The 24,489-nt window shown below is 55.1% G+C and carries 26 protein-coding genes and 1 riboswitch; all 26 genes read left to right on the top strand.

What is annotated here, in order from left to right:
* Positions 1 to 11: 11 nt before the first annotated feature.
* Positions 12 to 758, top strand: a complete 747-nt coding sequence (locus GYMC52_RS11450; protein WP_041469231.1) for a response regulator transcription factor — start codon at positions 12 to 14, stop codon at positions 756 to 758.
* Positions 758 to 2,551 (top strand): ATP-binding protein, encoded by a 1,794-nt coding sequence (locus tag GYMC52_RS11445; protein ID WP_012820705.1) that lies wholly within the window; start codon positions 758 to 760, stop codon positions 2,549 to 2,551. Before GYMC52_RS11450 ends, GYMC52_RS11445 begins: the two co-directional genes overlap by 1 nt.
* A 139-nt stretch (positions 2,552 to 2,690) precedes the next feature.
* A complete protein-coding gene (gene nagA / locus GYMC52_RS11440; protein WP_012820706.1) occupies positions 2,691 to 3,893 on the top strand; it encodes an N-acetylglucosamine-6-phosphate deacetylase in 1,203 nt (400 codons plus the stop codon).
* On the top strand, positions 3,884 to 4,645 hold the full coding sequence (nagB, locus tag GYMC52_RS11435) for a glucosamine-6-phosphate deaminase (protein ID WP_012820707.1): 762 nt from the start codon (positions 3,884 to 3,886) through the stop codon (positions 4,643 to 4,645). The genes nagA and nagB overlap by 10 nt, the downstream gene beginning before the upstream one ends.
* A complete protein-coding gene (locus GYMC52_RS11430; RefSeq protein WP_012820708.1) occupies positions 4,642 to 5,373 on the top strand; it encodes a GntR family transcriptional regulator in 732 nt (243 codons plus the stop codon). Before nagB ends, GYMC52_RS11430 begins: the two co-directional genes overlap by 4 nt.
* Positions 5,373 to 6,737, top strand: a complete 1,365-nt coding sequence (nagE, locus tag GYMC52_RS11425) for an N-acetylglucosamine-specific PTS transporter subunit IIBC (RefSeq protein WP_012820709.1) — start codon at positions 5,373 to 5,375, stop codon at positions 6,735 to 6,737. The genes GYMC52_RS11430 and nagE overlap by 1 nt, the downstream gene beginning before the upstream one ends.
* A gap of 49 nt (positions 6,738 to 6,786) precedes the next feature.
* Complete coding sequence (locus GYMC52_RS11420) at positions 6,787 to 7,704, top strand: PEP phosphonomutase (RefSeq protein ID WP_012820710.1); 918 nt, start codon at positions 6,787 to 6,789, stop codon at positions 7,702 to 7,704.
* A 222-nt stretch (positions 7,705 to 7,926) separates the two neighbouring features.
* Positions 7,927 to 8,679, top strand: coding sequence for a sensor histidine kinase (locus GYMC52_RS11415; RefSeq protein WP_011231755.1), 753 nt, complete (start codon positions 7,927 to 7,929; stop codon positions 8,677 to 8,679).
* Positions 8,680 to 8,682: 3 nt separating this feature from the next.
* Positions 8,683 to 9,384 (top strand): response regulator transcription factor, encoded by a 702-nt coding sequence (locus tag GYMC52_RS11410; protein ID WP_011231754.1) that lies wholly within the window; start codon positions 8,683 to 8,685, stop codon positions 9,382 to 9,384.
* Entirely contained in the window at positions 9,384 to 10,673 is a 1,290-nt protein-coding gene (locus tag GYMC52_RS11405; protein ID WP_012820712.1) for a hypothetical protein, read from the top strand. The genes GYMC52_RS11410 and GYMC52_RS11405 overlap by 1 nt, the downstream gene beginning before the upstream one ends.
* A gap of 81 nt (positions 10,674 to 10,754) precedes the next feature.
* A complete protein-coding gene (locus tag GYMC52_RS11400; protein ID WP_012820713.1) occupies positions 10,755 to 11,660 on the top strand; it encodes an acetamidase/formamidase family protein in 906 nt (301 codons plus the stop codon).
* Positions 11,661 to 11,673: 13 nt separating this feature from the next.
* A complete protein-coding gene (locus GYMC52_RS11395) occupies positions 11,674 to 13,038 on the top strand; it encodes an APC family permease (RefSeq protein WP_012820714.1) in 1,365 nt (454 codons plus the stop codon).
* A 186-nt stretch (positions 13,039 to 13,224) separates the two neighbouring features.
* The gene (locus tag GYMC52_RS11390) at positions 13,225 to 13,839 is read left to right on the top strand and encodes a PH domain-containing protein (protein ID WP_012820715.1); all 615 of its coding nucleotides are present in this window, start codon (positions 13,225 to 13,227) and stop codon (positions 13,837 to 13,839) included.
* Positions 13,840 to 13,984: 145 nt separating this feature from the next.
* The gene (locus GYMC52_RS11385; protein ID WP_369769992.1) at positions 13,985 to 14,452 is read left to right on the top strand and encodes an NUDIX hydrolase; all 468 of its coding nucleotides are present in this window, start codon (positions 13,985 to 13,987) and stop codon (positions 14,450 to 14,452) included.
* 83 nt (positions 14,453 to 14,535) lie between these two features.
* A riboswitch (cobalamin riboswitch) is annotated at positions 14,536 to 14,734 on the top strand.
* A gap of 141 nt (positions 14,735 to 14,875) precedes the next feature.
* A complete protein-coding gene (locus tag GYMC52_RS11380) occupies positions 14,876 to 15,832 on the top strand; it encodes an ABC transporter substrate-binding protein (protein WP_012820717.1) in 957 nt (318 codons plus the stop codon).
* Positions 15,819 to 16,853, top strand: coding sequence for a FecCD family ABC transporter permease (locus tag GYMC52_RS11375; protein WP_012820718.1), 1,035 nt, complete (start codon positions 15,819 to 15,821; stop codon positions 16,851 to 16,853). Before GYMC52_RS11380 ends, GYMC52_RS11375 begins: the two co-directional genes overlap by 14 nt.
* Positions 16,850 to 18,322: an adenosylcobinamide amidohydrolase gene (locus tag GYMC52_RS11370; RefSeq protein WP_012820719.1), complete on the top strand. Its 1,473-nt coding sequence runs from the start codon at positions 16,850 to 16,852 to the stop codon at positions 18,320 to 18,322. Before GYMC52_RS11375 ends, GYMC52_RS11370 begins: the two co-directional genes overlap by 4 nt.
* Positions 18,319 to 19,293, top strand: a complete 975-nt coding sequence (gene cbiB, locus GYMC52_RS11365) for an adenosylcobinamide-phosphate synthase CbiB (RefSeq protein ID WP_012820720.1) — start codon at positions 18,319 to 18,321, stop codon at positions 19,291 to 19,293. The genes GYMC52_RS11370 and cbiB overlap by 4 nt, the downstream gene beginning before the upstream one ends.
* Positions 19,250 to 20,320, top strand: a complete 1,071-nt coding sequence (gene cobD / locus GYMC52_RS11360; RefSeq protein ID WP_012820721.1) for a threonine-phosphate decarboxylase CobD — start codon at positions 19,250 to 19,252, stop codon at positions 20,318 to 20,320. Before cbiB ends, cobD begins: the two co-directional genes overlap by 44 nt.
* Positions 20,317 to 20,874, top strand: a complete 558-nt coding sequence (locus tag GYMC52_RS11355) for a bifunctional adenosylcobinamide kinase/adenosylcobinamide-phosphate guanylyltransferase (protein WP_012820722.1) — start codon at positions 20,317 to 20,319, stop codon at positions 20,872 to 20,874. Before cobD ends, GYMC52_RS11355 begins: the two co-directional genes overlap by 4 nt.
* A complete protein-coding gene (locus tag GYMC52_RS11350; protein WP_012820723.1) occupies positions 20,871 to 21,659 on the top strand; it encodes an adenosylcobinamide-GDP ribazoletransferase in 789 nt (262 codons plus the stop codon). Before GYMC52_RS11355 ends, GYMC52_RS11350 begins: the two co-directional genes overlap by 4 nt.
* On the top strand, positions 21,617 to 22,249 hold the full coding sequence (locus GYMC52_RS11345; protein ID WP_012820724.1) for a histidine phosphatase family protein: 633 nt from the start codon (positions 21,617 to 21,619) through the stop codon (positions 22,247 to 22,249). The genes GYMC52_RS11350 and GYMC52_RS11345 overlap by 43 nt, the downstream gene beginning before the upstream one ends.
* On the top strand, positions 22,201 to 22,617 hold the full coding sequence (locus tag GYMC52_RS11340; RefSeq protein WP_012820725.1) for a bifunctional adenosylcobinamide kinase/adenosylcobinamide-phosphate guanylyltransferase: 417 nt from the start codon (positions 22,201 to 22,203) through the stop codon (positions 22,615 to 22,617). Before GYMC52_RS11345 ends, GYMC52_RS11340 begins: the two co-directional genes overlap by 49 nt.
* A gap of 14 nt (positions 22,618 to 22,631) precedes the next feature.
* Positions 22,632 to 23,210 carry a cob(I)yrinic acid a,c-diamide adenosyltransferase gene (locus GYMC52_RS11335; protein ID WP_011231740.1) on the top strand — a complete coding sequence of 193 codons (579 nt, stop codon included), beginning with the start codon at positions 22,632 to 22,634 and terminating at the stop codon, positions 23,208 to 23,210.
* Positions 23,207 to 23,695 (top strand): ECF transporter S component, encoded by a 489-nt coding sequence (locus GYMC52_RS11330; protein ID WP_012820726.1) that lies wholly within the window; start codon positions 23,207 to 23,209, stop codon positions 23,693 to 23,695. The genes GYMC52_RS11335 and GYMC52_RS11330 overlap by 4 nt, the downstream gene beginning before the upstream one ends.
* Positions 23,688 to 24,404, top strand: a complete 717-nt coding sequence (locus GYMC52_RS11325; RefSeq protein WP_012820727.1) for an AIR synthase related protein — start codon at positions 23,688 to 23,690, stop codon at positions 24,402 to 24,404. The genes GYMC52_RS11330 and GYMC52_RS11325 overlap by 8 nt, the downstream gene beginning before the upstream one ends.
* The last annotated feature ends 85 nt before the right edge of the window (positions 24,405 to 24,489 follow it).

Genomic DNA, 24,489 nt, shown 5'->3' with positions numbered 1-24,489 from the left:
TGTTTCCATTGATGATGGGAGGGTGCAAAGCATTGGAAAAACAAGAAAAAACCATCCGTATTTTAGTGGTTGACGATGAAGAGCGCATCCGGCGGCTCTTGAAAATGTATTTGGAGCGGGAAAACTATGTGATCGATGAGGCCGGCGACGGCAATGAAGCGTTGGAGAAGGCGTTGACGAATGATTATGACGTCATTTTGCTCGATCTGATGCTGCCGGGCAAAGATGGAATTGAGGTGTGCAAAGAAATCCGCGCGCAAAAAACGACGCCGATTATGATGTTGACGGCAAAAGGCGAAGAATCCAACCGCGTGCAAGGGTTTGAAGTCGGCACGGATGATTACATCGTCAAGCCGTTCAGTCCGCGCGAAGTCGTGCTGCGCGTAAAAGCGCTGTTGCGCCGCGCGGCGAACGCCGCCTACGCGCCGGTGGAGACGACGGCGAAAGACGTGCTTGTGTTTCCGCATTTGACGATTGACAACGATGCCCACCGGGTGACGGTCGACGGCAAGGAAGTCAGCTTAACGCCGAAAGAATATGAGCTGCTTCTCTTTTTGGCCCGCTCGCCCGACAAAGTGTTCGACCGCGAACAGCTGTTGAAGGAAGTATGGCATTACGAGTTTTTCGGCGACTTGCGCACGGTCGACACCCACATTAAACGGTTGCGCGAAAAGTTGAATAAAGCGTCGCCGCAGGCGGGAAAAATGATCGTCACCGTCTGGGGCGTCGGCTACAAGTTTGAGGCAGTGAACGACTGATGTGGCTGTTTCGCAGCGTCGTCGGCAAGCTATGGTTTACGATTTTGTTGCTCGTTTCGTGCGTGCTGTTTATTTTAAGCATTTTGCTTATTAAATTTTTGGAAGATTATTATGTGCAGGAAGCGGAAAACGACTTGACCCGCCTGGCGACAAAAGTGGCCGAGGTGATGCACGATCACCGCGACGAGCAGCTTGCCCGCTCGATCGCTTGGACGCTTGTGGACAATCGAACGAAAGCCGTCATCGTCGCCGATGAGTCGCACTATTGGTATTCGCCTGGCGATGCTGGTTTGGACAATATGCCGCTGTCGTCGATCCGCCAAGATCGGGACTTGCGGCGTGTGCTGACAGATGGGAAAACGGTGAAAAAGCGTTTGTATATGCCGGAGCGGCATCCAAAAGAAAAGCTGCCCCGTGATATGATCATTGTCGGCGTGCCGATGTCGATGCCGGATGGCAGCCGAGGAGCTGTGTTTGTCTATCAGTCGCTCGAGGCGATCGCCGACGCGACGGAGCGGACGAAAGAGTTAATTTTTCTCGCCGCGTTTATCGCCATTGTCATGACGACGTTTTTTGCCTTTTTCTTGTCGACGCGCATCACCGCTCCGCTCCGGAAAATGCGGCAAGCCGCGTTCGAAATGGCGCGGGGCCATTTCGATATGAAAGTGCCGATTTTAACGAACGATGAGATCGGTGGGCTGGCGATGGCGTTCAACCAAATGGGACGGCGTCTGCAGTTTAACATCAACGCCTTAAACCAGGAAAAGGAACAGCTCGCCAGCATTTTAAGCAGCATGGCCGATGGCGTCATTACGTTTAACCGCGACGGGGAAATTTTGATTACGAACCCGCCGGCTGAGCGGTTTTTGCAGGCGTGGTATTTTGAGCAAGGGAACGACGCGGAAGCGATGGCGCCGTTGCCGCCGCAAGTGAAAGAGCTGTTCGCCCGCGTCGTTCGCGAGGAGAAGGAGCAATCGACCGAAGTGACGCTGCAGGGGCGGACGTGGGTCATTTTAATGACGCCGCTGTACGGCAAAACGATGGTGCGCGGCGCGGTGGCTGTTTTGCGCGACATGACCGAAGAGCGGCGGCTTGACAAGCTGCGCAAAGACTTTATCGCCAACGTTTCGCACGAATTGCGCACGCCGATTGCCATGCTCCAAGGCTACAGCGAGGCGATCATCGACGATATCGCGGCGAGCGAAGAAGAGAAGAAAGAGATGGCGAAAGTCATTTATGACGAGTCGCTGCGCATGGGCCGCCTTGTTAACGATTTGCTTGACTTGGCGCGCATGGAAGCTGGCCATATCGAGCTAGAGTACGAACAAGTCAAGCTTGTTCCTTACATCGAGCGGGTGATCCGCAAGTTTTACGGGCTGGCGAAAGAAAAGCAGATTGAGCTGACAGCCGAGTTTCGCGATCGGGACATTGAAATCGCTCTCGATCCGGATCGGATCGAACAAGTGCTGACGAACTTAATTGACAACGCCATCCGCCATACGGAATCGGGCGGCACAGTTCGCCTCATCATCGAACCAAGCGGCGACGGCGTGACGATCCATGTCCAAGACTCTGGCTCCGGCATTCCCGAAGAGGATTTGCCGTTTGTGTTTGAACGGTTTTACAAAGCCGATAAAGCGCGCACGCGCAGCCGTTCCGGCACCGGGTTAGGCCTTGCCATCGCCAAAAACATCGTCGAAGCGCATAAAGGGCTCATTACCGTTCACAGCAAACTGAACGAAGGAACGACGTTTTCGTTTTATTTGCCGGCCCGCGGACCGAAAGGAGCGTAGCGCCGTTTGGAAGAGCGGGGAAGCCACGGCTTCCCTGCTTCTTTCATGCTGAAGCGAACTGGTTGACGGATTTGTTTTAGTGGTATAGACAACTAGAATATATAATGTTATAATGAGAGACAGAAAGTGGGGAATCGCGATGAAGCGGTGGATATTGAAAAATGCCGCGGTGTATGCAGAAACAGGAAACATTGAACAAGGGTATGTGCTGATCGAAGGGGAAAAAGTGGCCGCGATCGGGCCGATGTCGTCGTGCCCAACTGATGCAGGGGCGGAAGTGATCGATCTTTCCTCACGGTTTTCCATCGTGCCGGGATTCATCGACGTCCATATTCATGGGGCGGCTGGGGCGGATGTCATGGATGCGACCCCGGAGGCGCTTTACAAGATGGCCAACGCCTTGCCGGCGGAAGGGACGACGAGCTTTTTGGCGACGACGATGACAGCGCCAAGCGAACAAATCGAAGCCGCGCTTCGCAACGTCGCTCGCTATATGGCGGAGGCGAACAGGCCGGGAGCCGCCGAAGTGCTCGGTGTTCATCTGGAAGGACCGTTTTTGTCGCCGAAGCGCGCCGGAGCGCAGCACCCGCGCCATCTCGCCGATCCGGACATCTCACTGTTCCAGCACTGGCAAAAGGCGGCGGGCGGCCATATCCGCCTTGTCACGCTTGCCCCAGAGCGGAACGGGGGGCTGGAACTTGCCGCCTACTTGAAACAGACGGGTGTGATCGCTTCGATCGGCCATTCCGATGCCGTTTACGACGAAGTAAAAGCGGCGGTCCATGCAGGGGTGACGCATGCGACCCACCTGTTCAATGGGATGCGCGGCATCCATCACCGTGAACCGGGTGTCGCCGGTGCTGTGCTTATGTTTGAAGAAGTGATGTGCGAGCTGATCGCCGACGGGTTGCACGTTGCGCCGCCGATGGTCCGCTTCGCTTACCGGAATAAAGGAAGCGATGGGCTCATATTAATCACCGATGCCATGCGGGCGAAATGTCTAGGTGATGGGCGGTATGAACTTGGCGGCCAAGAGGTGACTGTTCGGGGCCAAGAGGCGCGGCTTGCCGACGGCACGCTGGCGGGAAGCGTGCTCAAGCTTGGCGAGGCCATCCGCCGTGTGCTCGATTATACTGGCTGCACGCTTGAAGAGGTGATCCGCATGGCGAGCTGGAATCCGGCGAAACAGCTTGGCTTGCTTGATCGGAAAGGCAGCTTGCGGCCCGGCAAAGACGCCGATGTCGTCGTTTTGAATGAACGATATGAAGTCATGATGACGTTTTGCCGCGGCGCCCTTGCCTATCGCAAGCCGGATGAAAGGAGTGGAGAGCGATGGCCATGAAGCTTTTGAAAGCTGCTGACTACGCAGAGATGAGCCGTCAGGCGGCGGACATCATCATCAAACAAGTCAAGGAAAAGCCGAACGCCGTTCTCGGCTTGGCGACCGGCTCGACCGTGCTCGGTGTGTACCGCGAATTGGCCGCCGATCATCGGCAGCATGGGACATCGTATCGGCTCGTGCGCACGGTCAATTTGGATGAATACGTAGGCCTTGGCCCGGATCATCCGAACAGCTATCGCTATTATATGAATCAGCATTTGTTTGCCCAATTGGACATCCCGCTTCATCAGACGCATGTGCCGGATGGCTTGGCCGCTGATCTTGACGAAGAATGCCGCCGTTACGAGCGGCTCATCGATGAATTGGGCGGCATCGATTTGCAACTCTTGGGCATCGGCCGCAACGGCCATATCGGGTTCAACGAGCCAGGGACGCCGTTTTCGACAGCCACCCACGTCGTCGAGCTGACCGAGCTGACACGGGAAGCGAACGCCCGCTTTTTCCCATCGCTTGATGACGTGCCGCGCTATGCCATTACGATGGGGATTGCGACCATTTTGCGCAGCCGCCGCATCGTGCTGTTGGCGTCAGGGGAGGAAAAAGCGGAGGCCATGGCCCGGCTTCTCGAAGGCGTTGTCACACCGGACTTGCCGGCTTCAGCGCTTCACCTTCATCCGGACGTGACGATCATCGCCGACCGAGAGGCGCTCTCGCTCATCCCAAAGGAAAAGCGGTGGGTGGATGCGCCATGATCGATAAACAGTCGCCGATTCCGATTTACTATCAGCTCGAGCAATATATGAAAGAAAAGATCGAAAAAGGGGAGTGGCAGCCGGGCGAAATGATCCCGTCTGAGCGCGAGTTGGCGGAAATGTATGACATCAGCCGGATGACCGTTCGGCAGGCGGTCAACAATTTAGTGAACGATGGCTATCTCATCCGCCGGCGCGGGAAAGGAACATTTGTCGCCGCCCAAAAAATCGAGCAGCCGCTCAAAGGGCTGACGAGCTTTTCCGAAGATATGCGGGCGCGCGGCATGGAGCCCGGCACGATCGTCCTTGGCTTTGAGACGGTTCCGGCTTCTCAGAAGCTCGCTGAAGGGCTTGGCGTCACGGAAGGCGATGACCTTTACGAAGTCCGCCGCCTTCGGTTGGCCGACGGCTTGCCGATGGCGTTGGAGACGCTGTACATTCCGGTCAATCTCGTCCCCGGACTGACGCGTGATGTTGTAAGCGGTTCCGTCTATGAATTTATCGAAAAAGAAAAAGGGATGATCATCGGCTCCGCTGTTCAAACATTGGAAGCATCTGTCGCCCGCAAGGTGGAGGCGGAGCATCTGAAGATGAAAGAAGGGGCTCCGGTGTTGCTGCTTGAGCGCCGCACATACCTTGATGACGGCCGGCCGATGGAAGTCGTCAAATCGGTGTACCGCGGCGACCGGTACAAATTTATGATTGAGATGAAAAGGGGAGGATCATGATGTTAGGCTTTTTACAGCGGCTTGGAAAAGCATTAATGCTGCCGATTGCCGTTTTGCCGGCGGCAGGATTGTTGCTTCGGCTCGGTCAGCCTGATTTATTGAATATTCCGTTTATCGCCGCCGCAGGCGATGCAGTGTTTTCCAATTTAGCGCTCATTTTCGCCATCGGCGTGGCCATCGGTTTTTCGAAAGACGGCAACGGCGCGGCGGCGCTTGCTGGGGCGATCGGCTACTTTGTCTTGACAAAAGGGGCCGCCGCGATTGATAAGGACATCAATATGTCCGTATTAGGCGGCATCATCTCCGGAGTGATCGCCGGGCTTTTATACAACCGTTACCATGATATCAAGTTGCCCGACTGGCTAGGCTTCTTCGGCGGACGGCGGTTTGTGCCGATCGTGACATCGCTTGTCATGCTCGTGCTTGCCTTGATTTTTGGCTATGTATGGCCGCCGATTCAAGATGGCATCAACGCGGTCGGCCATTGGATCGTTGGCGCCGGGGCGGTTGGCGTCGGCATTTTCGGGTTCCTCAACCGGTTGCTCATTCCAGTCGGATTGCACCATGTGTTAAACAGCTTCGTCTGGTTTGTGTTTGGCGAGTATAACGGAAAAACGGGCGATTTAAGTCGCTTTTTCGCCGGCGACCCGGATGCGGGCATTTTTATGGCCGGCTTCTTCCCGATCATGATGTTTGGCCTGCCCGCGGCAGCGCTGGCGATGATCGCGGCGGCGAAAAAAGAGCGTCGCAAAGCGGTCGCCGGCGCGCTCCTTGGCGTGGCGTTGACGTCGTTTTTAACCGGGATTACGGAGCCAATTGAGTTTCTATTCATGTTTTTATCGCCATTGCTCTACGTTGTCCATGCCGTGTTGACCGGCTTGTCGCTCGCAGTGGCGACAATGCTTGACATCCACCACGGGTTTACGTTCTCGGCCGGGGCGATTGACTTTTTCTTAAACTACGGCATTGCGAAAAAACCGTATTTGTTGATTGTTCAAGGTCTTGTATATGCTGTCGTCTATTTCGTCGTCTTCTATTTCCTCATTACGAAGCTCGATTTGAAAACGCCGGGGCGTGAAGAGGAGGTAGAGGGCGAGTTTACCGACAGCGGTGCGGCGCAGTCGGGCGTCAAATACGAGGACCTTGCTGCAAAATATATCGAGGCGTTGGGAGGAAAAGATAATCTCGCACAAATTGACAATTGTGTCACACGCTTGCGCCTAAAAGTGAAAGACATGTCAAAAGTCAACGAAGCAGAATTGAAACGTTTGGGAGCGAAAGGTGTGCTTCGCCTCAACCAAACGGATTTGCAAGTGGTCGTTGGCACGGATGTCGAATTTCTGGCCAACGCTATGAGAAAATAAGGAACAACGAAGCCGTTCTTTTAAGGGACGCCAGAAAGGGGGAGCTCCGGTGAAGCGGCTGTTGGATTGCAACGCCTCCGATTTTCGTCGGATGACAGGAAAACAGTTAAAACAATCGATTCAAGCGTCAGAAGGCAGGGTGATCGTCGCGGAAGTCGTCGGGGAATTCGCGCCGCTGTATCCGGCGGTCACCAACGCCGAACTGGCCACGGCGTTTGGGGCGGATTTGCTGTTGTTGAATTGGTTCGATGTGTTCCGGCCGGTTGTGAACGGGTTGGACACGAACGAACCGAATCAAATGGTGGAACGGTTAAAGCAGTTGACAGGGCGCCCGGTTGGCGTCAATTTGGAGCCGGTTGACCCAAATGCAAAGCAGCTTGAGGAGCTTGCGGCGCTGCCAAAAGGGAGAATGGCAACGGCCGAGTCGCTGCAACAAGCAAAACAGCTAGGATTTGATTTTGTTTGCCTAACCGGAAACCCGAAAACAGGCGTGACGAATGATGAGATTGTGAAAGCCATCGAAACGGCGCGGTCCATTTTAGGCGAGGACGCTCTCGTGATGGCTGGGAAAATGCACGCGGCAGGCGTTGCCGATGAAGCGGGAAGCGGGATCGTATCGGAAGAAGTGGTGGTGCGTTTCATTCACGCTGGTGCGGATGTCGTTTTGATGCCGGCTCCTGGAACGGTGCCGGGGGTGACATTAGACAAGACAGAGAAGCTTGTTCAGGTGGCGCATGAACATGGGGCGCTTGCGATGCTGACGATCGGCACAAGCCAAGAAGGAGCTGACGAGAGTACGATTCGTCAAATCGCGCTTGCAAGCAAAATGGCTGGGGCGGATCTACATCATATCGGCGACGCTGGCTATCATGGCATCGCTGTTCCAGAGAATATTATGGCGTATTCGATCACCATTCGCGGCAGACGCCATACGTATATTCGCATGGCAAGATCGCCGTTGAGATAAAGTGGAATATGATCAGTCGGTCCCAAAAGCATTCGCTTTTGGGGCGTTTTTTTGCCGGGGGAGGATAGGATGGGAGCCAAGATGATGGAAAAATAAGTTTGCGGATGTGGGAAACGGTTGCCTTGTACCGCCGCCACTGTTTATTTTGTGATCAAATGAAAGAACAAATTTGTGATAAAATGAAAAAACAAATGGGAAAGCATTGCGAGTGGCGGGGAGAATATGATGATTGCCGAGCCATTATTTCATCTCATTCTCATTTTCAGCGTATTGTTGCCGCTTGTATCGTTGACAGTGTTGGCGCTGTTGGGAGTAGCGGAAAAAGAAGTGGATTATTGGCAGTTGGAACATGCGCGCCTTCGATTGGAAAAAGAACTTCAAGAAAGCAAGTATATGCAACTCCATCAACAAATCCGACCGCATTTCTTTTTCAATGCGTTGAACGCTTTCTTATCCTTGGCGCGCTTAGGAAAAAATGAAGAAATGATTCGGGGAATGGAGCATTTTGCGCTGTTTTTGCGTGATAGCTATGAGACGAAACAGCCGCTTATTCCGTTCAAACAAGAATGGGCGCATACAAGCAACTATCTAGCGGTGCAGCAGCTTCGCTTCGGTTCACGGCTGTCGGTGTCGGTGCAAATGGATCCGGATGGAGAGCGTGCGCTCATTCCTTCTTATACGTTGCAAACGCTGGTGGAAAACGCATTCAAACATGGCCTTGAGAAAAAAGCGGGTGAAAAATGTTTGGCGATCGATTTTCGACGCCAAGGCAACTGGGTATATTTGCGCGTCTGCGATAATGGCAATGAAGGGAAGGAGTTATCCATCGCGAATGGAGGTGTCGGCTTGGATAATTTGCGCAAGCGGTTTGCTCTTTTGTTTGATTTGCCAACTCAGCTTGTGTTGCAAAAAGATGAGCGCGGGTGGACAGAGGCGCTTGTCGTTTGGCCGTATGTTCCAGGGGATGAGGGATAAACGATGAAGGTGCTGATTGTCGATGATGAATATTTGGAATTGGAACAACTCACGTATTTGGTGAAGCGGAAATATCCGCATTGGGAAGTATGGCCGGCGGAGGATGCCGCAGAGGCGAAACGGTTGGCCGCATCCCATCGCTTCCGGCTGGCGCTGATCGATATCCACCTTCCTGGACAGTCCGGGTTGGATTTGGCCTATGAGCTCAAACAAAAACAGCCCGATCTTGCCTTGATCATTATCACAGCCTACCAAGATTTTGCTTATGCCAAACGGGCGATTCAGCTTGAAGTGCTCGACTACTTGGTGAAGCCGCTCATCGAGAGCGAGTTTGATCAAGCGTTGTCGAAATTTGAACAAAAGCATCCGGAAGCGCTTGTCTCGTCCCCGCTCATCCGCGCGGCGCTCGAATATGTGCACTGTCATTATGCACAAAAAATCAGCTTAACCGAGGTAGCCGCTGCCGTGCATGTACATCCAGCCTATTTGAGCAGGCTGTTTGTTGAGGAGATCGGCATCCATTTTAAGGATTACGTCAATCGATATCGGATTGAAAAGGCGAAAGAGCTGTTGACCAAAAAGCCGGATTGGTCCATGGCACGCATTGCTGAGGAGACAGGATTTTCTAGTCAACATCATTTCAGTCATTTGTTTCGAAAATATGTCGGCATCCCGCCTACGAAGTATAAGGAGACCAATGGATAATGGACTGGTATATGCTTTTATTCATGGCATGCGTACTGCTGCTTGCTGCTGTGCCGCATATTGGTCGCTGCAGTTTTATCGGAGCGGAGGCGCTTGGATTAAGCAAGGGGGTCAATGCCCTGTTACTGCGTTTCGCATCCGGTGAGCTGCTGTTGTTTGGATGTTATGCTTTTATTCATGGTGGGGTGGCGGCGGGGGTGGTGACGGCTATGGCGGTGTGGGCCGCCGTTTTTGTGCTTTGGCGTTCAGCAGCGGCCGTACGCTATCGTTCCCTAACAGAGGAAGGGGATCGCTGGCCGGACTGCTGTTTTACGGCGCGGGCTTTGTTTTTCTTTCGGTTTTTTGTTCGCCTTCTTTCGATCGGCCGGCTGCTTACCGTTGTCGTGTTATGTGCCTATTTGTTGCAGCAACTCTTTCGTTTTTCTCCGACTTTTTTATTCATTTGGTTCGTCTATGTGTACGTGTTTACCGTGCTCGCCGGTTGGTTGGGGATGCGGAAAATCGGAACGGTTCTGCTATACATTGTTTATATAGTGATGGGAATGGTTCCGTTTGCCTATTATCTAACGGGTGGTGTGGCGCGGCAATATGAGATGATTGTACGCACTGTCCCAGCTTCCCTCGATGTGAACATGGTTTCGTTGTTCGTGTTGTTTTGGGCTGTGCTGGCGGCGGCTGCCGGACAATGGTTGGCCGACGAGTATGTATGGGATATTGCATCAATATTGAAAAAAGAACGCGTTGCGCTGACGTTTTCTATGGCCGCGTTTTGCCTTGCTCCGCTTCCGTTGGCCGTCGCAGCCTTATGCGTCCCGTATGCGGCGGCCGCTTCGACTGCCGCCATACTGAAACGGTGGCTGCTTCATTCTTCTGTCTTGATTGCTTGGCCGCTTACTATTGCCTTGCTGGCGGCGTTGTCACTCAGCTTATCCCTTTCCTTGCATTCCGTTGTGCAAATTTTTTGGCACAGGTGGAGCAGGCATCTCTCATGGACATATGTCATCTCTTTTTTGCTTGTACTAGCCCTCTTTTTTATTGCTCCTCTTCTTCCGATGCGGATGGTCATGTTTTCGACCGCCTTGCTTGCCTCCTCGTGTTTTGGGTTGGCTGCTTTACGGACAGGAGAGAAACCGATGGGGGTTATAGGCATGATCGGATGGGTATGTTTGTTTGCTATCGCCTGGCGATGGGGAATGCGCCATAATGTGCTGGAGGCCATAGCATGGAATGGGATTGGCGGTTTCTTGTTTACTCAGATTTATCAATTAATTCAAAAAATAAAGAAGTAACAAAAATGAATCAAAAAAATGCAAAACAGTTTGTTTGCTCCCTGTTATAATGAGACAAAAACGAAAGGGAGGAAAGCGGACATGTCATTTGTTCCATGCACAACGGCCATTTATGCATTTAGCAAAAACCACCAACCGGTTCGAACAGTCCAGTCAGGGGAAACGTTTGTCATCGAAACGTATGACTGTTTCCAAAATCAAATTACTTCAAGCGAAACGCCGTTTGACTCGATCGATTGGAATCATATCAATCCGGCGACCGGACCGATCTATATTGAAGGGGCGGAACCCGGTGACATTTTAGCGGTAAAAATTGAACAGATTCGCCTCAAAGGACAGGGGGTCATGGCTGTCGGCCCAGGGCTCGGGGTGCTTGGAGACCGGATTCCGCAGTTTGAGGCAAAAATGATTCCAGTAGAAGAAAACCGGGCCGTATTTGACGAGCATCTTTCTATTCCATTAAATCCAATGATTGGCGTCATCGGGGTAGCGCCGAGCGGTGAGGATGTGTCGTGCGGGACGCCCGGGCCGCATGGCGGCAATATGGATACAAAGCTCATTACAACAGGGGCAACCGTTTACTTCCCGGTTTTTGTCAAAGGGGCGTTGTTCGCATTAGGCGATTTGCATGCGGCGATGGGGGACGGCGAAATCGGCGTGTCTGGTATCGAAATTTCGGGGGAAGTGACGGTCACCGTCCGGGTGATGAAAGGATATTCGCTCAACCATCCACTGTTGCAAAACGATGATGGCATTGCGACGATCGTCTCGGCCAAAACGTTGGATGAGGCGGTCAAACAGTCGGTTGAGGAAATGGTTAATTTGCTGTTGCCGCACACTCCGTTGACGCTGAACCATTTGACGATGGTGCTTAGCGCTGTCGGTCAGACACAAATCAGCCAAGTCGTTGACCCGCTCGTCACGGCGCGTTTCTTTGTACCGCGATTTGTGCTTGAAGCGTATGGCATCCGCCTGTTTGAGGATTGAGGAGGGAACGGCGATGGCGCAACTTGAAACGAACACATCGGTCGAGTCGCTTGGTTATAAACAGGAATTAAAACGGTCGCTCACATTTGTTGATTTGTTGATTTACGGAATGGTGTTCATGGTGCCGATCGCTCCTTTCGGCATTTACGGGTATGTAGCGCAAGGGTCAAAAGGGATGGTCGCCTTAGCATACTTAATCGGAATGGTGGGGATGATTTTCACCGCCTTGAGCTACGCCAGAATGGCCGAAGCGTTTCCAATCGCTGGTTCCGTGTATTCTTACGCCCAGCGGGGAATGAATGAATATGTCGGTTTTATGGCAGGCTGGGTCATTTTGCTTGATTACATTTTCGTTCCGGCTCTTCTCTATTTGGTCAGCGCTGCTGCCTTAGCCGATATTGTGCCGCAAGTGCCGATTTACGTGTGGCTCGTTCTGTTTATTGCCATGAATACGATCATTAATATTCTCGGAATCGAGATGACGGCCAAAGCGAACAAAGTGATTGTTGTTTTAGAGCTCATCGTCCTTGCAGTGTTTGTGATCACAGGAATTATTGCGATTATAAAAGGTGTCAATGGAGCGCAGTTTACGTTCAAACCGCTGTACGATCCTAATCATTTCAGCGCGGAGACGGTGATGGGGGCGGTGTCGGTGGCCGTCTTGAGCTTCCTTGGTTTTGATGCGGTGTCGACGCTGGCTGAGGAAACAAGGGACGGGAAATCATCGATCGGCAAAGCGATCATTTTCGCTTTGCTCGTTGTCGGTGCGCTTTTCATCGTGCAAACATGGGTCGCCGCTCTCATTTGGCCTGATTATACGACGTTTAAAAACGCAGATGTGGCGTTTTATCAGATTGCGGAGCTGGCAGGAGGACCATGGCTGAAATGGACAACGATCATCGCCACTGCGCTTTCATGGGGGATCGCGAACGCGCTCGTCGCCCAGGCAGCCATCTCCCGCATTTTGTACAGCATGGGTCGCGACCGTAAACTGCCCAGTGTGCTGGCTAAAGTGCATCCGAAATTTCAAACGCCATACGTCAGCACATTGCTTGTCGCTGTGATTTCGCTCATTGTCACGACGGTGTTCGCCTCACAAATTGATAAACTCGCTTCGCTTGTCAACTTTGGCGCCCTGACGGCTTTCCTCTTTTTGCATGTATCAGTGATGAACTATTTCTTGCGCAAACAAAAGAGTAACGATTATATCAATCATCTCTTGTTTCCGCTCATCGGTTTTGTTATCATCGGCTATGTATGGATGAACCTGGACCCGCTCAGCAAAAAGCTAGGATTGATTTGGATCGCGATTGGACTCGTTTATCTGGTCTTTTTGCGACTCACGAACAAAGACTCCCGTCTAAGCGGGGAACTGTAGTTGCTTGTAAGGCCTGACGCCGTCATAAAAGGCGTTGGGTCTTTCGTTTTTTGCCGACGATGAAACATTTTTTCGATCGCGACGTATTACAGAATGAGGGTACGGCGCCTTGTTAAGGCAAAACGCCGTTCATCCGCCAATAGGTGGGCGCCGATAAAACGTGGAAGGAGCCGGAGGAACATGAGCATGTTTGGAAAAGTCGCCGCCGATGTGCTTGGGCTAAGCGACATCGGCTCGGTCATTCAGCCGAAAGACTACGACAAAGTGGATGCCGATGATTATGTGATGCACGAGGATGGAGAAAAAATCTATTTTCTCATCAAGTCGAAATCCGATGAATATTGCTTCACAAACCGCGCGCTCATTCATCTGGACGGCACGAGCGCCGCGAGCAAAAAACGGACGCTGCGCCGCTACGATTACTACAAGCATCCGATTTCCGACGTATCGCTCGAAACGGCCGGGACGGTCGATTTGGATGCGGAAATTAAATTTAAAATTGGACCGCATTCCTACTCCATTGATGTGCATAAAAAGCATATTGAGGAATTGAAAGATTTGTATAAATCGCTGCTGGCGATCGCGGAGATTTGCCATGAAAACGAAATGAAATTCCACTATGCTGAGCGGAGTCTGGAACTGGCAACGAAGGTGTTTGCCAACATGCGCGGCGACGGCGCCAATGTGTCGGCGGATTTTCAGGCCGTGAATGAATACGCTTTTCGCTGGCTGACGGAAGCGAAAAAGAACTATACGGTGAAGGATTTCGGCTTTGTGTTTGACAAATATATTCAACAGTGACGAGATGAAGGTTGTATCGGGGAAAGACGCCGTGCCAGAGGCGAGGTATCTTTCCTTATTTTTTTCAAGATGGCAGTATAGATGGGGCAGCCGCTTTTTTTCTGCAGGAGAGGGCTAGGATCATTCCGCGATGTAGGAGGAGAGCTTGATGGATAAACACCAACAAGCCATTATCACCGTTTCAGCCTATATTACGAATGACACGGGAGAGGTTTTGCTTGTTAAAAGCTATGACCGCTCCGATACGTGGGAAATGCCGGGCGGACAAGTTGAACCAGGCGAGCCGCTCGATCGGGCCGTTCATCGCGAGGTGTATGAAGAGACTGGCGTTGACATCCGTCTCATCGGGGTCAGCGGCGTGTATTACAATGAAACTAAAAATATCATAAACATTGTATTTAAAGCGACATATGTGAAAGGAAACGTTTCTCCCCAGCCTGAGGAAATTCAAAAGGCGAAGTTTGTGTTGATCGATGAGTCGAATATTGATGAATATGTGACATGGCCGCATTTGAAATCGCGGGTGCTCGATGCGATGAAAAGGGAATGCTCTGTTCCGTATGAAACATGGGTTATGAATCCATCTCGATTGTCTGCAAGAGTGGGAAGGTGACGACTTCCCTCCAACCTGCTGTAAATTCATAGTTGTCAAATGCTAAACGCTGCATTATTATAAAAATGTCCATATCCGACAAATTCATCAATTCGCAGCAAGGTGCCGAAAAGGCTTAATAGGGAATCCGGTGGGAATCCGGAGCTGTCCCCGCAACTGTCAATGCGGACGAAATGAAATCGCCACTGTACGGACAGATGGCTTGCGCTGTTTTCCGTACGGGAAGGCTTCAGAGTAGGATGAAGCATGAGCCAGTAGACCTGCCTTGCTTGCCGCAGTTTCCGAATCTTCGGGGGGTGAGACGCGGAAACAGTCGTACAGGGCATTGTTGTGCCCATTGGCGGTCTGTTTCGCGCTCATTCCCAGATTTAGGCGGAATGGGCGTTTTTTATTGTACATACATCACTGAAGGGGGAATGACGGATGAAACGTTGGACATGGCCGGCGGTGGTGGCGGTGTTCTTCCTTTTGGCCGCCGTGCTCGTCGGCTGCGGCGGGGCGAATGGCAGCACCGAGCCTGCGAAAAAAGAAGAACCGAAAACGGAACAAGCGGCGTTTCCGGTGACGGTGAAAGACGGGCTTGGCGAGGATGTCACGATCAAAGCGGAACCGAAAAAGATCGTCTCGCTCATCCCAAGCAATACGGAAATCGCCTATGCGTTGGGGTTGGGCGATAAGATCGTCGGCGTCAGCGATTTTGACAATTATCCGGAAGACGTCAAAACGAAAACGAAAATCGGCGGCATGGAATTCAACGTCGAGAAAATCATTTCGCTCAAACCGGATCTTGTCTTGGCCCACGCGTCAAGCGCCCATAACTCGCGCGATGGCCTCAAGCAATTGAAAGACGCCGGCATCACCGTGCTTGTCGTGAATGACGCGAAGTCGTTCGACGATGTGTATGCGTCCATCGAATTGATCGGCAAAGCGACCGGGACGACAGACAAAGCGAAGCAAGTGATTAAGGATATGAAAGAGAAGCTTGCGCAAATTCAAGAAAAAGCGAAACAAATCCCGGCGGACAAACAAGCGAACGTCTGGATTGAAGTGTCGCCGCCGCCGCAGCTGTATACGGCCGGCAAAGGGACGTTTATGGATGAGATGCTTCAAGTGATTTCAGCGAAAAACGTCGCCGGCAGCTTGGAAGGCTGGCCGATGGTGACGGAAGAAAAAGCAGTGGCCTATAAGCCGGACGTTATCATCACGACATACGGCGGAGCGAAGCAAGTGTTTGCGCGCGCCGCTTGGAAAGACGTGCCGGCGGTGAAAAACAAGCGGGTGTATGACGTCAACACCGACTTAGTAAGCCGCCCGGGTCCGCGCCTTGTCGAAGGGGTCGAGGAACTTGCCAAAGCCATTTACCCGGATGTGTTCAAGTAAAACGTGGATGTATATATTGGCCGTCACGGCGGCCATGTTATCGTTGCTCGTAGGGATATCGACAGGATCGCTGTCGATTCCCTTTTCTTCTATTGTTCGCATTCTTGCGTCCGAATGGTTTGGTATGCCGCTTCCGTCTGACATTCCGGCCGATTGGGTGCCGATCGTGATGGCGATCCGCTTGCCGCGCGTCGTGCTCGCTTTTTTGGTCGGGGCGTCATTGGCACTGGCTGGCGCGGCGTTCCAAGGGTTGCTGAAAAATGCGCTCGCCGATCCGTACACGCTCGGCGTCTCGTCCGGCGCCTCGGTCGGGGCGGTGCTCGTCATCTTTCTCGGCTGGCAATGGCCGCTCTTTGGCACGTTCACGCTGCCGATCGTGAGCATTTTATGCGGCATGGCGACGCTTGTCGCCGTTTTGGCGTTCACTCGCGCGGTTGAGCCGCAGCTGTCGGTTGAGACGATCATTTTAGCCGGCATTATCTTCGGCGCGTTTTTCAGCGCGTTCATTTCACTGATGATCGCTTTGACCGGGGAAGAATTGCGGCAAATCATCTCATGGCTGATGGGAAGCGTCGCGATGCGCGGCTGGAAATACAGCGGGCTTTTGTTGCCGTTTTTTCTCATCGGCGCGGCGGTGCTTCTCGCCAACGGCCGCGAGTTGAACGCGTTTGCTTTTGGCGAGGCGGCGGCGCTTCATGTCGGCGTTGATGTTACGCGCCGAAAAGTCATCATTTTGACGGCGGCGGCGCTGCTCACCGGCGCGGCGGTGTCGGTGTCCGGGACGATCGGTTTTGTTGGGCTCGTTGTTCCGCATATGGTTCGGCTTGTGTGCGGGCCAAACTACCGGGGGCTTTTGCCGCTGTCGCTCTTGTATGGCGGGGCGTTTCTTGTGCTTGCCGATGTGGCGGCGCGGACGATCATCGAACCGCGCGAACTGCCGATCGGCGTCATCACTGCGCTGATCGGCGCCCCGCTATTTGCCGTCTTGTTTTTCCGAAAAATGAAGCGAAAGATGGGATGATGATGCTCGAGGTGCGGGCCGTATCGCATCGGTATGGACCAAAGCAAGTGCTTGATCGTGTGACGTTTTCCGTGGAAAAAGGGGAGCTTTTTGGCATCGTCGGGCCGAACGGCAGCGGAAAAACGACGCTGCTGAAACTCATTTGCAAAGAGCTTCCGCTTGCCAGCGGTGAGATCAAGATTCATGGCCAGCCGCTTTTGGCGCTGTCTGCGAAGCAATGGGCGCGGTTTGCCGCCGTCCTGCCGCAGACAGCGGAGGCGGCGGCCGGCTATACGGTGAGAGAAACGGTGGCGCTCGGCCGCTACGCCCATCAGCGCGGCTTGTTTCCGACGTGGACAAAAGAGGATGAAGCGGCGGTTCAAGAAGCGCTTCGTGCGGTCGGCTTGGCTGACAAAATCGATGAGCCGCTTGAGCGGCTAAGCGGCGGCGAGCGGCAGCGCGCCTATTTGGCGCGGGCGCTTGCCCAAAAGCCGCAGTTGCTCTTGCTGGATGAGCCGACGAACCATATGGATGTGAGCGGCCAAGTCCGGCTTTTGGACCGGCTCGCGGAAGCTGCCCGCTCCCGCGATTTGACGGTCGTCGCCGTCTTTCACGATATGAACGTCGCTAGCTTATATTGCGACCGGGTGCTTGTGTTAAAAGAAGGAAAAACAGCGGCGCTTGGAACGCCGACAGATGTGATGACGCCGGCGCTGCTTGAGGAAGTGTTTGCCGCGCCGATTGTGCGTCTGGCTCATCCGGCGGCGGCAAAGCCGATGTTTTCGTTCGTGCCGAAAGGGAAACAAGAAGAATCGTCGGCCGGCGGGCTGCGTTTGTCCTTTCTTGATGACGCCGCTGTTCTGGCCTCCTGCCAGCCGCTTCGCGTCCTGTCCTCGGCATTGATCGGCGCTGGGTTTCAATGGGCGACCCATTTTGTCAACCGCCAAGTCGGGTTGGATTACGATTGCGGCGATGCGGAAGGAGACATGCGCCGCTATTTGGAGCAGCACGGGTTTTCGCCGGAACGAACGATCGGCATGATGACGGCGGTTGATGTCCGTGATGCCGTTTGGCTTCAGAAAGAAGGGGAAGCGTTTTCGGTGGCGGTCATGGCGACCGCTGGCGTCGGCAATGCGGTTGATGCCGCTCGGGCGTGGCAGCATAAGCCGCTTGCGGCAAGGCCGGGAACGATCAATATGGTGATTGTCATTGACGGAGTGCTGACGGAAGCGGCGTTTGTCCAGGCGATGATGACGGCGACGGAAGCGAAGGTAAAAGCGCTCGCCGATCGTTCCGTTTGCGACCCGGAAACAAGGACGCTTGCCACCGGCACGTCGACCGATTCGCTCGCCGTGGCGGCGACGCAAACCGGGCGGACGTTTGCCTATGCCGGAACGGCGACGGAACTCGGGCGCGCGATCGGTCGGCTCGTGTATGAAGCGACGATCGAGGCGCTTGACCGCTACAAGCGGCGGAGGGGGCGGCGATGACGCATTTGCTGGCAATGACGTTGGCTTTGCTGTTGGATGCGCTGCTTGGCGACCCGCGCTGGCTGCCGCACCCTGTACGCGGGATGGGAACGCTGATTGCGTGGCTTGACCGCCGCTGGAATCAAGGAACAAAGCGGCGGGCGAAAGGGGCGGCGGCCGTGGCGGTCGTGTTGGCCGCTGTTTACGGGGTATCGGCGTTGGTCGTTTATGTGGGCTACGCGCTGTCCGTATACGTGGGGGTGGCGATCGAGGCGGCGCTCATTTTCACCACCATTGCGACCAAAAGCCTCGCTGAAGCGGCTGAGGATGTGCGCCGGCCGCTTGAAGCGGGAGATCTTCCCGAGGCGCGGCGGGCGCTGTCGATGATCGTTGGCCGCGACACCGAGCGGCTCGATGAGGCCGGCATCACCCGCGCCTGCGTCGAAACGGTGGCGGAAAATACGAGCGACGGCATCACGGCTCCGCTCTTTTACGCAGCCTTGGGCGGCGCGCCGCTTGCCATGCTGTACCGGGCAGTGAACACGTGCGATTCGATGCTCGGCTATAAAAATGAAACGTATCGCGAATTTGGCTGGGCGGCCGCCCGGCTGGACGATGCGCTCAACTACATTCCGGCGCGGATGACGGCGCTCGTGATGGTGTTGGTCTGCGGCGGCCGCCGCCTTCGTTTGGCGCTGTCGATATTGTTTCGCGATGCCCGCCGCCACCCAAGCCCGAACAGCGGCTGGCCCGAGGCGGCGATGGCTGGATTGCTTGGGGTGCAGCTGGGCGGGACGAATACATATGGCGGCGTCGTCTCTGAGCGGCCGACACTCGGCGATCCCGATGTTCCGCTGCGCTCGGTTCATATTCGCCAGGCGGTCGGCATCATGATCAGAACGGTGCTCGCCTTTACGTTATTGCTGCTATGGATCGGGGGGATGATCGTTGCGTTGGCCGGCGCATGGGGCGAATCCGCGCGCGTTGTATGAGCAATGCGGATTGGCCCCTCCGAACGAATACATTGATTTCAGCGTCAATACGAACCCATATCGACTGCCGCCGTCGGCTTGGCCGAGCGGCGAGGAATGGATTCGCTGGGCCGGTGAGTATCCGGATTCGGAAGCGAAGGCGCTCAGGGAGCTCGTTGCCAAGCAGGAGCAGATTCGACCCGGACAAGTGCTGGTGACGAACGGGGCAGCGGAGGCGATTTATTTGTTGGCCGCGCTGCTTGCCGGCCGGCGCGTCGGCATCTTGGAGCCGACGTTTTCCGAGTATCGGCGCGCCTGCCTTGCTTACGGATGCGAAGTCAAGTCTTTGCTGGCAGAGGAAAACCGCGGTTTTTCGTACGACATTGACCAAGCGGCGGTATGGGCAGCGGAATGCGACGCGGTTTTTTTCTGTCATCCGAACAATCCGACCGGAACCGTGATGCCGGAGCGTGATCTCCGCTCGCTCGTCGCTGCAGCGGACCAAGCGGGGACGTATATCGTGGTGGATGAGGCGTTCTATCCGTTTTGGCGCGGCGGATTTACAGCCATGCGGTGGCTGGATCGCTATCCGCGCCTCATTGTGCTTCGATCGTTGACGAAAATCCATCATCTGGCCGGCGCGCGCCTTGGTTATGTCGCTGCCGACGAGGCGGTGATCGCTTCGCTGAAAACGCATCAGCCGCCATGGAGCACAAACTGCATCGCCCAACAATTGGCGCTTCGTTTCATGGCGATGGAATCGTTTGTCAAGTGGACGAAAGAACGGATCGCCGCCGAGCGGGAGCGCGTGTTTCGGTCGCTGCCGGCCGGCCGGTATGCCGTCTCGCCGTCGGTGGTCAATTTTTACTTGCTGCGTCCGCTCTCCGGACGGACAGAGGATTTGTTTTTCTATTTATTGCAGCAAGGAATCGTCCCGCGGCATACAATGAATTTTCCTGGACTGGACGGACGTTACGTGCGGCTTGCGGTCAAAACGCAGGTGGAAAACGATCGGCTGCTTGAAGCGCTTGCGAGGTGGAGCGGATGATGGTGTTTATCAGCGGCGCCGCGCGCAGCGGAAAAAGTGAAGCGGCGGAAGCATGCGCCATCCGGCTTTCTCGCGGCGGTCGGCTTCACTATATCGCCACCGCGCAGGCAATGGATGAAGAAATGGAAGCGCGCATCCGCCGTCATCAAGAGCGGCGCGCGGCGCAGGCCGCGCATTGGACAGTGTGGGAAGCCCCGTTCTCTTCTCAGGAGATTGCCGCTTCCCTGCGCCCAGATGATGTCGTCCTGCTTGATTGCTTGACGGCCTGGCTGGCTTACGAACTGTTTTCCGGGGAACATTGGAAAACAGAAGAGGACGACCGGGCCACCGCACGCCGCTTGCTTGACGGAGTGCGGGCGTGGGATGCCGCCTGCCGCGCGGTCGTGATTGTATCGAACGAGCTGTTTGCCGGAGGTGTTCCGGATGATCCTGGCACATTTCGCTACATGAAAACGCTTGGCTCGCTTCACCAACAGTTGGTCGCGGAAGCGGCGGCCGCCGCGGTCGTTGAATGCGGCCTTCTCCGCGTGAAAAAAGGGCGGTGGCCGGGATGAAGCAAGCATGGAACGGATGGCTGTTGGCGCTGCAGCTGTTTACCACGATCCCGATTCGGCGCTCGATCGAATGGAACGCCGCCCATGTCCGCTGGCTCGTGCGCTGTATGCCGCTTGCGGGGGCGCTGATCGGGGCGCTTTCGGCCGGAGTGTATGCACTCTTTTCCTCGTTTTCATTCAGCTCGCCGCTTGTTTGGGCGCTTCTTCTTCTTTGGCTTGGCATTTGGATGGCCGGGGGGATGCACGCTGACGGCTTTATGGATGTGAGCGACGCGTTTTTTTCGTACCGCGACGTCAAGCGGCGGCAAGAGATCATGTCCGATTCGCGCGTCGGCGCGTTTGCGGTGTTGTCGCTTATTTGTTTGTTGTCATTTCGTTGGCTGTTTCTGTACGAATCGCTCCAGACAGGCGTTCCGCCGGCGCTGTTCGCCGCCGTTCCGCTGTTGTCGCGGGCCGGGGCTGCCTGGCTTCTTTCCGTCGGCAAGCTGGCAAAGCCGACAGGAATGGCTGCATCGCTTCGCGAATATAGTTCATGGCGTGATGCCATTTGGGCGCTTGGACTCGCTTTTGTATTGCTTTCGCTTCTTTGTGCATCCACCGCCATTTCCGTGCAAACAGGGGCGGCGCTGGCTGCAGCGGCTGTCGTTTTGGCGGCGGCGGCAAAGCCGTGGGCAGAAAAACAGTTTGGCGGCATCACCGGTGATGTGCTCGGCGCGCTGATCGAAGGAGGAGAGACGGTGCTATGGGGCGTCATTTGGCTCTTACACTCATCCGTCATGGGATGACGGAACAAAACCGACGTCGGGCGTATATCGGCTGGACGGACGCGCCGCTTGCGGCCGCGGAGCGCAATCGGTTGTGCCGTTTGCAGCTTGAACGGCCGTATCCGGTCGACTGCATGGTCACAAGCGACCTTCACCGCTGTCGAGAAACGGCCGCCTTGCTGTTTGGCGGACGCGGGGCAGATTGGTGCACCAGCCGCTGGCGCGAGCTTCACTTTGGCGCTTGGGAAGGAAAAACGTTTGCTGAGCTGGAAGCGGAGCCCGCCTACCGCCAATGGCTTGCGTCGCCCTTTTCTGCGGCGCCGCCCGGCGGGGAGCGTTATGCCGACTTTCAAGCGCGCATCAAACAGGCGCTTGCGGAGACGATTGCTTTCGCTGAGCGGGCGGGCGCCCGTCATGTGGCTGTCATCACCCATGGCGGCCCGATTCGCCTCCTGCTCGAGCAGTATGCGCCCGATGCCCGTTCGTTCTGGGAATGGGAGGTGCCATTTGCCGGCGGATATACGTTGGAATCGACGATCGAGCGTTGGAAAGGGGGAGAGCGGTGCATTTCGTTATCGGCGGTGCGTTTCAAGGAAAACGAAAATGGGTGAGGGAACGGTATGGAATAAATGATGGGGTTCATATTGTATGGCATAACGGTTATTTGGAGCCGTATAGGCCGCCGGATGGCATCGAAACGGCAAAAACGGTCGTCTTTGACGGATTGGAAGCCGCCATCCGCCCTTGTCCGGACCCAGACGAGTGGGAATCCTATTTCCGCGCTTGGCAGCGGTGGGAAGCGGCAGTGTCTGGCCGCACAGTCGTCTGGATCGGCACCGATGTGACGCAAGGCGTTGTTCCGGTTGATCCACAAGAGCGGCGCTGGCGCGACGCCGTGGGAATGTGCTACCAGCGACTAGCTTCCTTGTGCTGCCGCGTCGACCGCATTTGGTGCGGACTGGCGGAACGATTGAAATAAGGGGGAGAGGAAAAGTGAAATTGTATACGCGAACAGGAGACCAAGGAAAAACGAGTTTAGTCGGCGGGCGCGTGGACAAAGACCATTTGCGCGTCGAGGCGTACGGAACGATTGACGAGGCGAATTCGTTCATCGGATGGGCGCTTGCGTTATTGGCCGGCGATGAACGGTTTCGCGACCTTTGCGCTGAGCTGCAAAAAATCCAGCACGAGCTGTTTGACTGCGGCGGCGACCTGGCCATCGTCAACGGCAAGCTTCCGTATAAGGTGACTGAGGCGATGGTCACATTTTTAGAAGAGCGCATTGATGCGCACGTGCAAGAAGCGCCGCCATTGCAAAAATTCATTTTGCCGGGCGGCTCCAAGGCGGCTGCGGCGCTCCATATGGCGCGTACGGTGGCAAGACGGGCGGAGCGGTGCATCGTTTCCTTGCAAAAAGCGGAGCCGATCAACGATGTTGTGCTCAAATATATGAACCGCCTGTCCGATTATTTGTTCGCCGCTGCCCGGGTCGTGAATGCGCGTTTAGGGGTGAAGGACATCGAGTATGAACGGAGCGCGATTGTGTTCCGCGACAAGGAGGAGAAACAATGACTCGCCGCTTGGCTTGGACGGCCGTTTGTTTGGCGCTTTCGGCGATCGGATCGTTCATCAAGCTGCCGACGTTTGTCGGCAGCATCGCTTTGGACAGCGCACCGGCGCTTGTCGCCGCCGGGGTTCTTGGTCCGCGCGCCGGAGCGGCGGTCGCTGGGTTGGGGCACTTGGTTTCGGCGTTGGTCGGCGGTTGGCCGCTCGGCCCGTTCCATTGGCTTGTCGGGTTGGAGATGGCTGGGCTTGGCGCGCTGTTTTCCGTTTTGTATCAGCGGGGATGGAAGATCGGCAGCGCTGTCGTCTTTTTCATCGGCAATGCGTTTTTGGCGCCGCTGCCGCTTGCCGTTTCGTTCAGCTGGCCGTTTGTTTTTGCCGTCATTCCGCCGCTTTCGGCAGCCGCGGCGGTCAACGTGTTGATCGCGGTGGCCATCATGCCGGTCGTCGTCCGGTTGGCGGCGAAAGCGGGGGTGGAGGCGCCGCATGCGTGATGTGCTTTTCCTTCCGTTTGCCGACGGCATGGAGCTCGCCGTTGCGGCCGACGGTTCGGCGGCGGTCGGGGACAAGCCGGGCGACGTGGTATCTGCTCCGGCTGATGTGGTCGCTTATTTTGCCGCTCGCGTCGCTTTAATGGAATTAGTAAGCGTCGGAGCGGAAGCGAAAGCCGTCGTGCTGCAAAACTTCATCGCCGATGACCGGTGGGAAGCTCTTTGCCGCGGCGTCAGGAGAACGTGCCGCGAGCTGGGGATCGATCTCCCGATCACCGGCAGCACGGAATCGAATTTTCCCACCGTGCAGTCGGCGCTTGGCGTGACGGCCATCGGGACGGTGGCCAACGAACGGAAACGAATCGGCATCACGCCCGAAGAGGCGAAGTTTGCCGTCATCGGCCGTCCTCTCGTCGGCTCGGCCGTGCTTTCGCATCCGGAATGGGTTGCGCCGCTTCCGCTGTTTGCCGCGCTTCTTCGCACACCATACATTTACGAATTGATTCCCATCGGCTCGAAAGGTATTTATTACGAATGGACACAGCTGTTAGCCGCTAACGGCCGCCAAGGGCGGGCCTGCGCATGCCCGCTTCCGCTCTTTTCCTCCGGCGGCCCGGCGACGTCGGTGCTTGTCAGTTATGATCCGGATGGCGAACGTGAAATCAAAAAGCAAGCCGGCTCTCTCTTTTTTCCACTGCACGTCGAGTGGTAAAAGCCGGCTGCTTTTGGCAAAAAATCATTTCCTTTTTCGCTCGGACCCGTTATCATGAAGATAATGGGATTTTTTTGAGTTGGCT

The organism is Geobacillus sp. Y412MC52, from assembly GCF_000174795.2.
In the GTDB taxonomy this organism is placed as follows: Bacteria; Bacillota; Bacilli; order Bacillales; family Anoxybacillaceae; genus Geobacillus; species Geobacillus thermoleovorans.
This window is presented reverse-complemented; position numbering and strand designations above follow the sequence as displayed.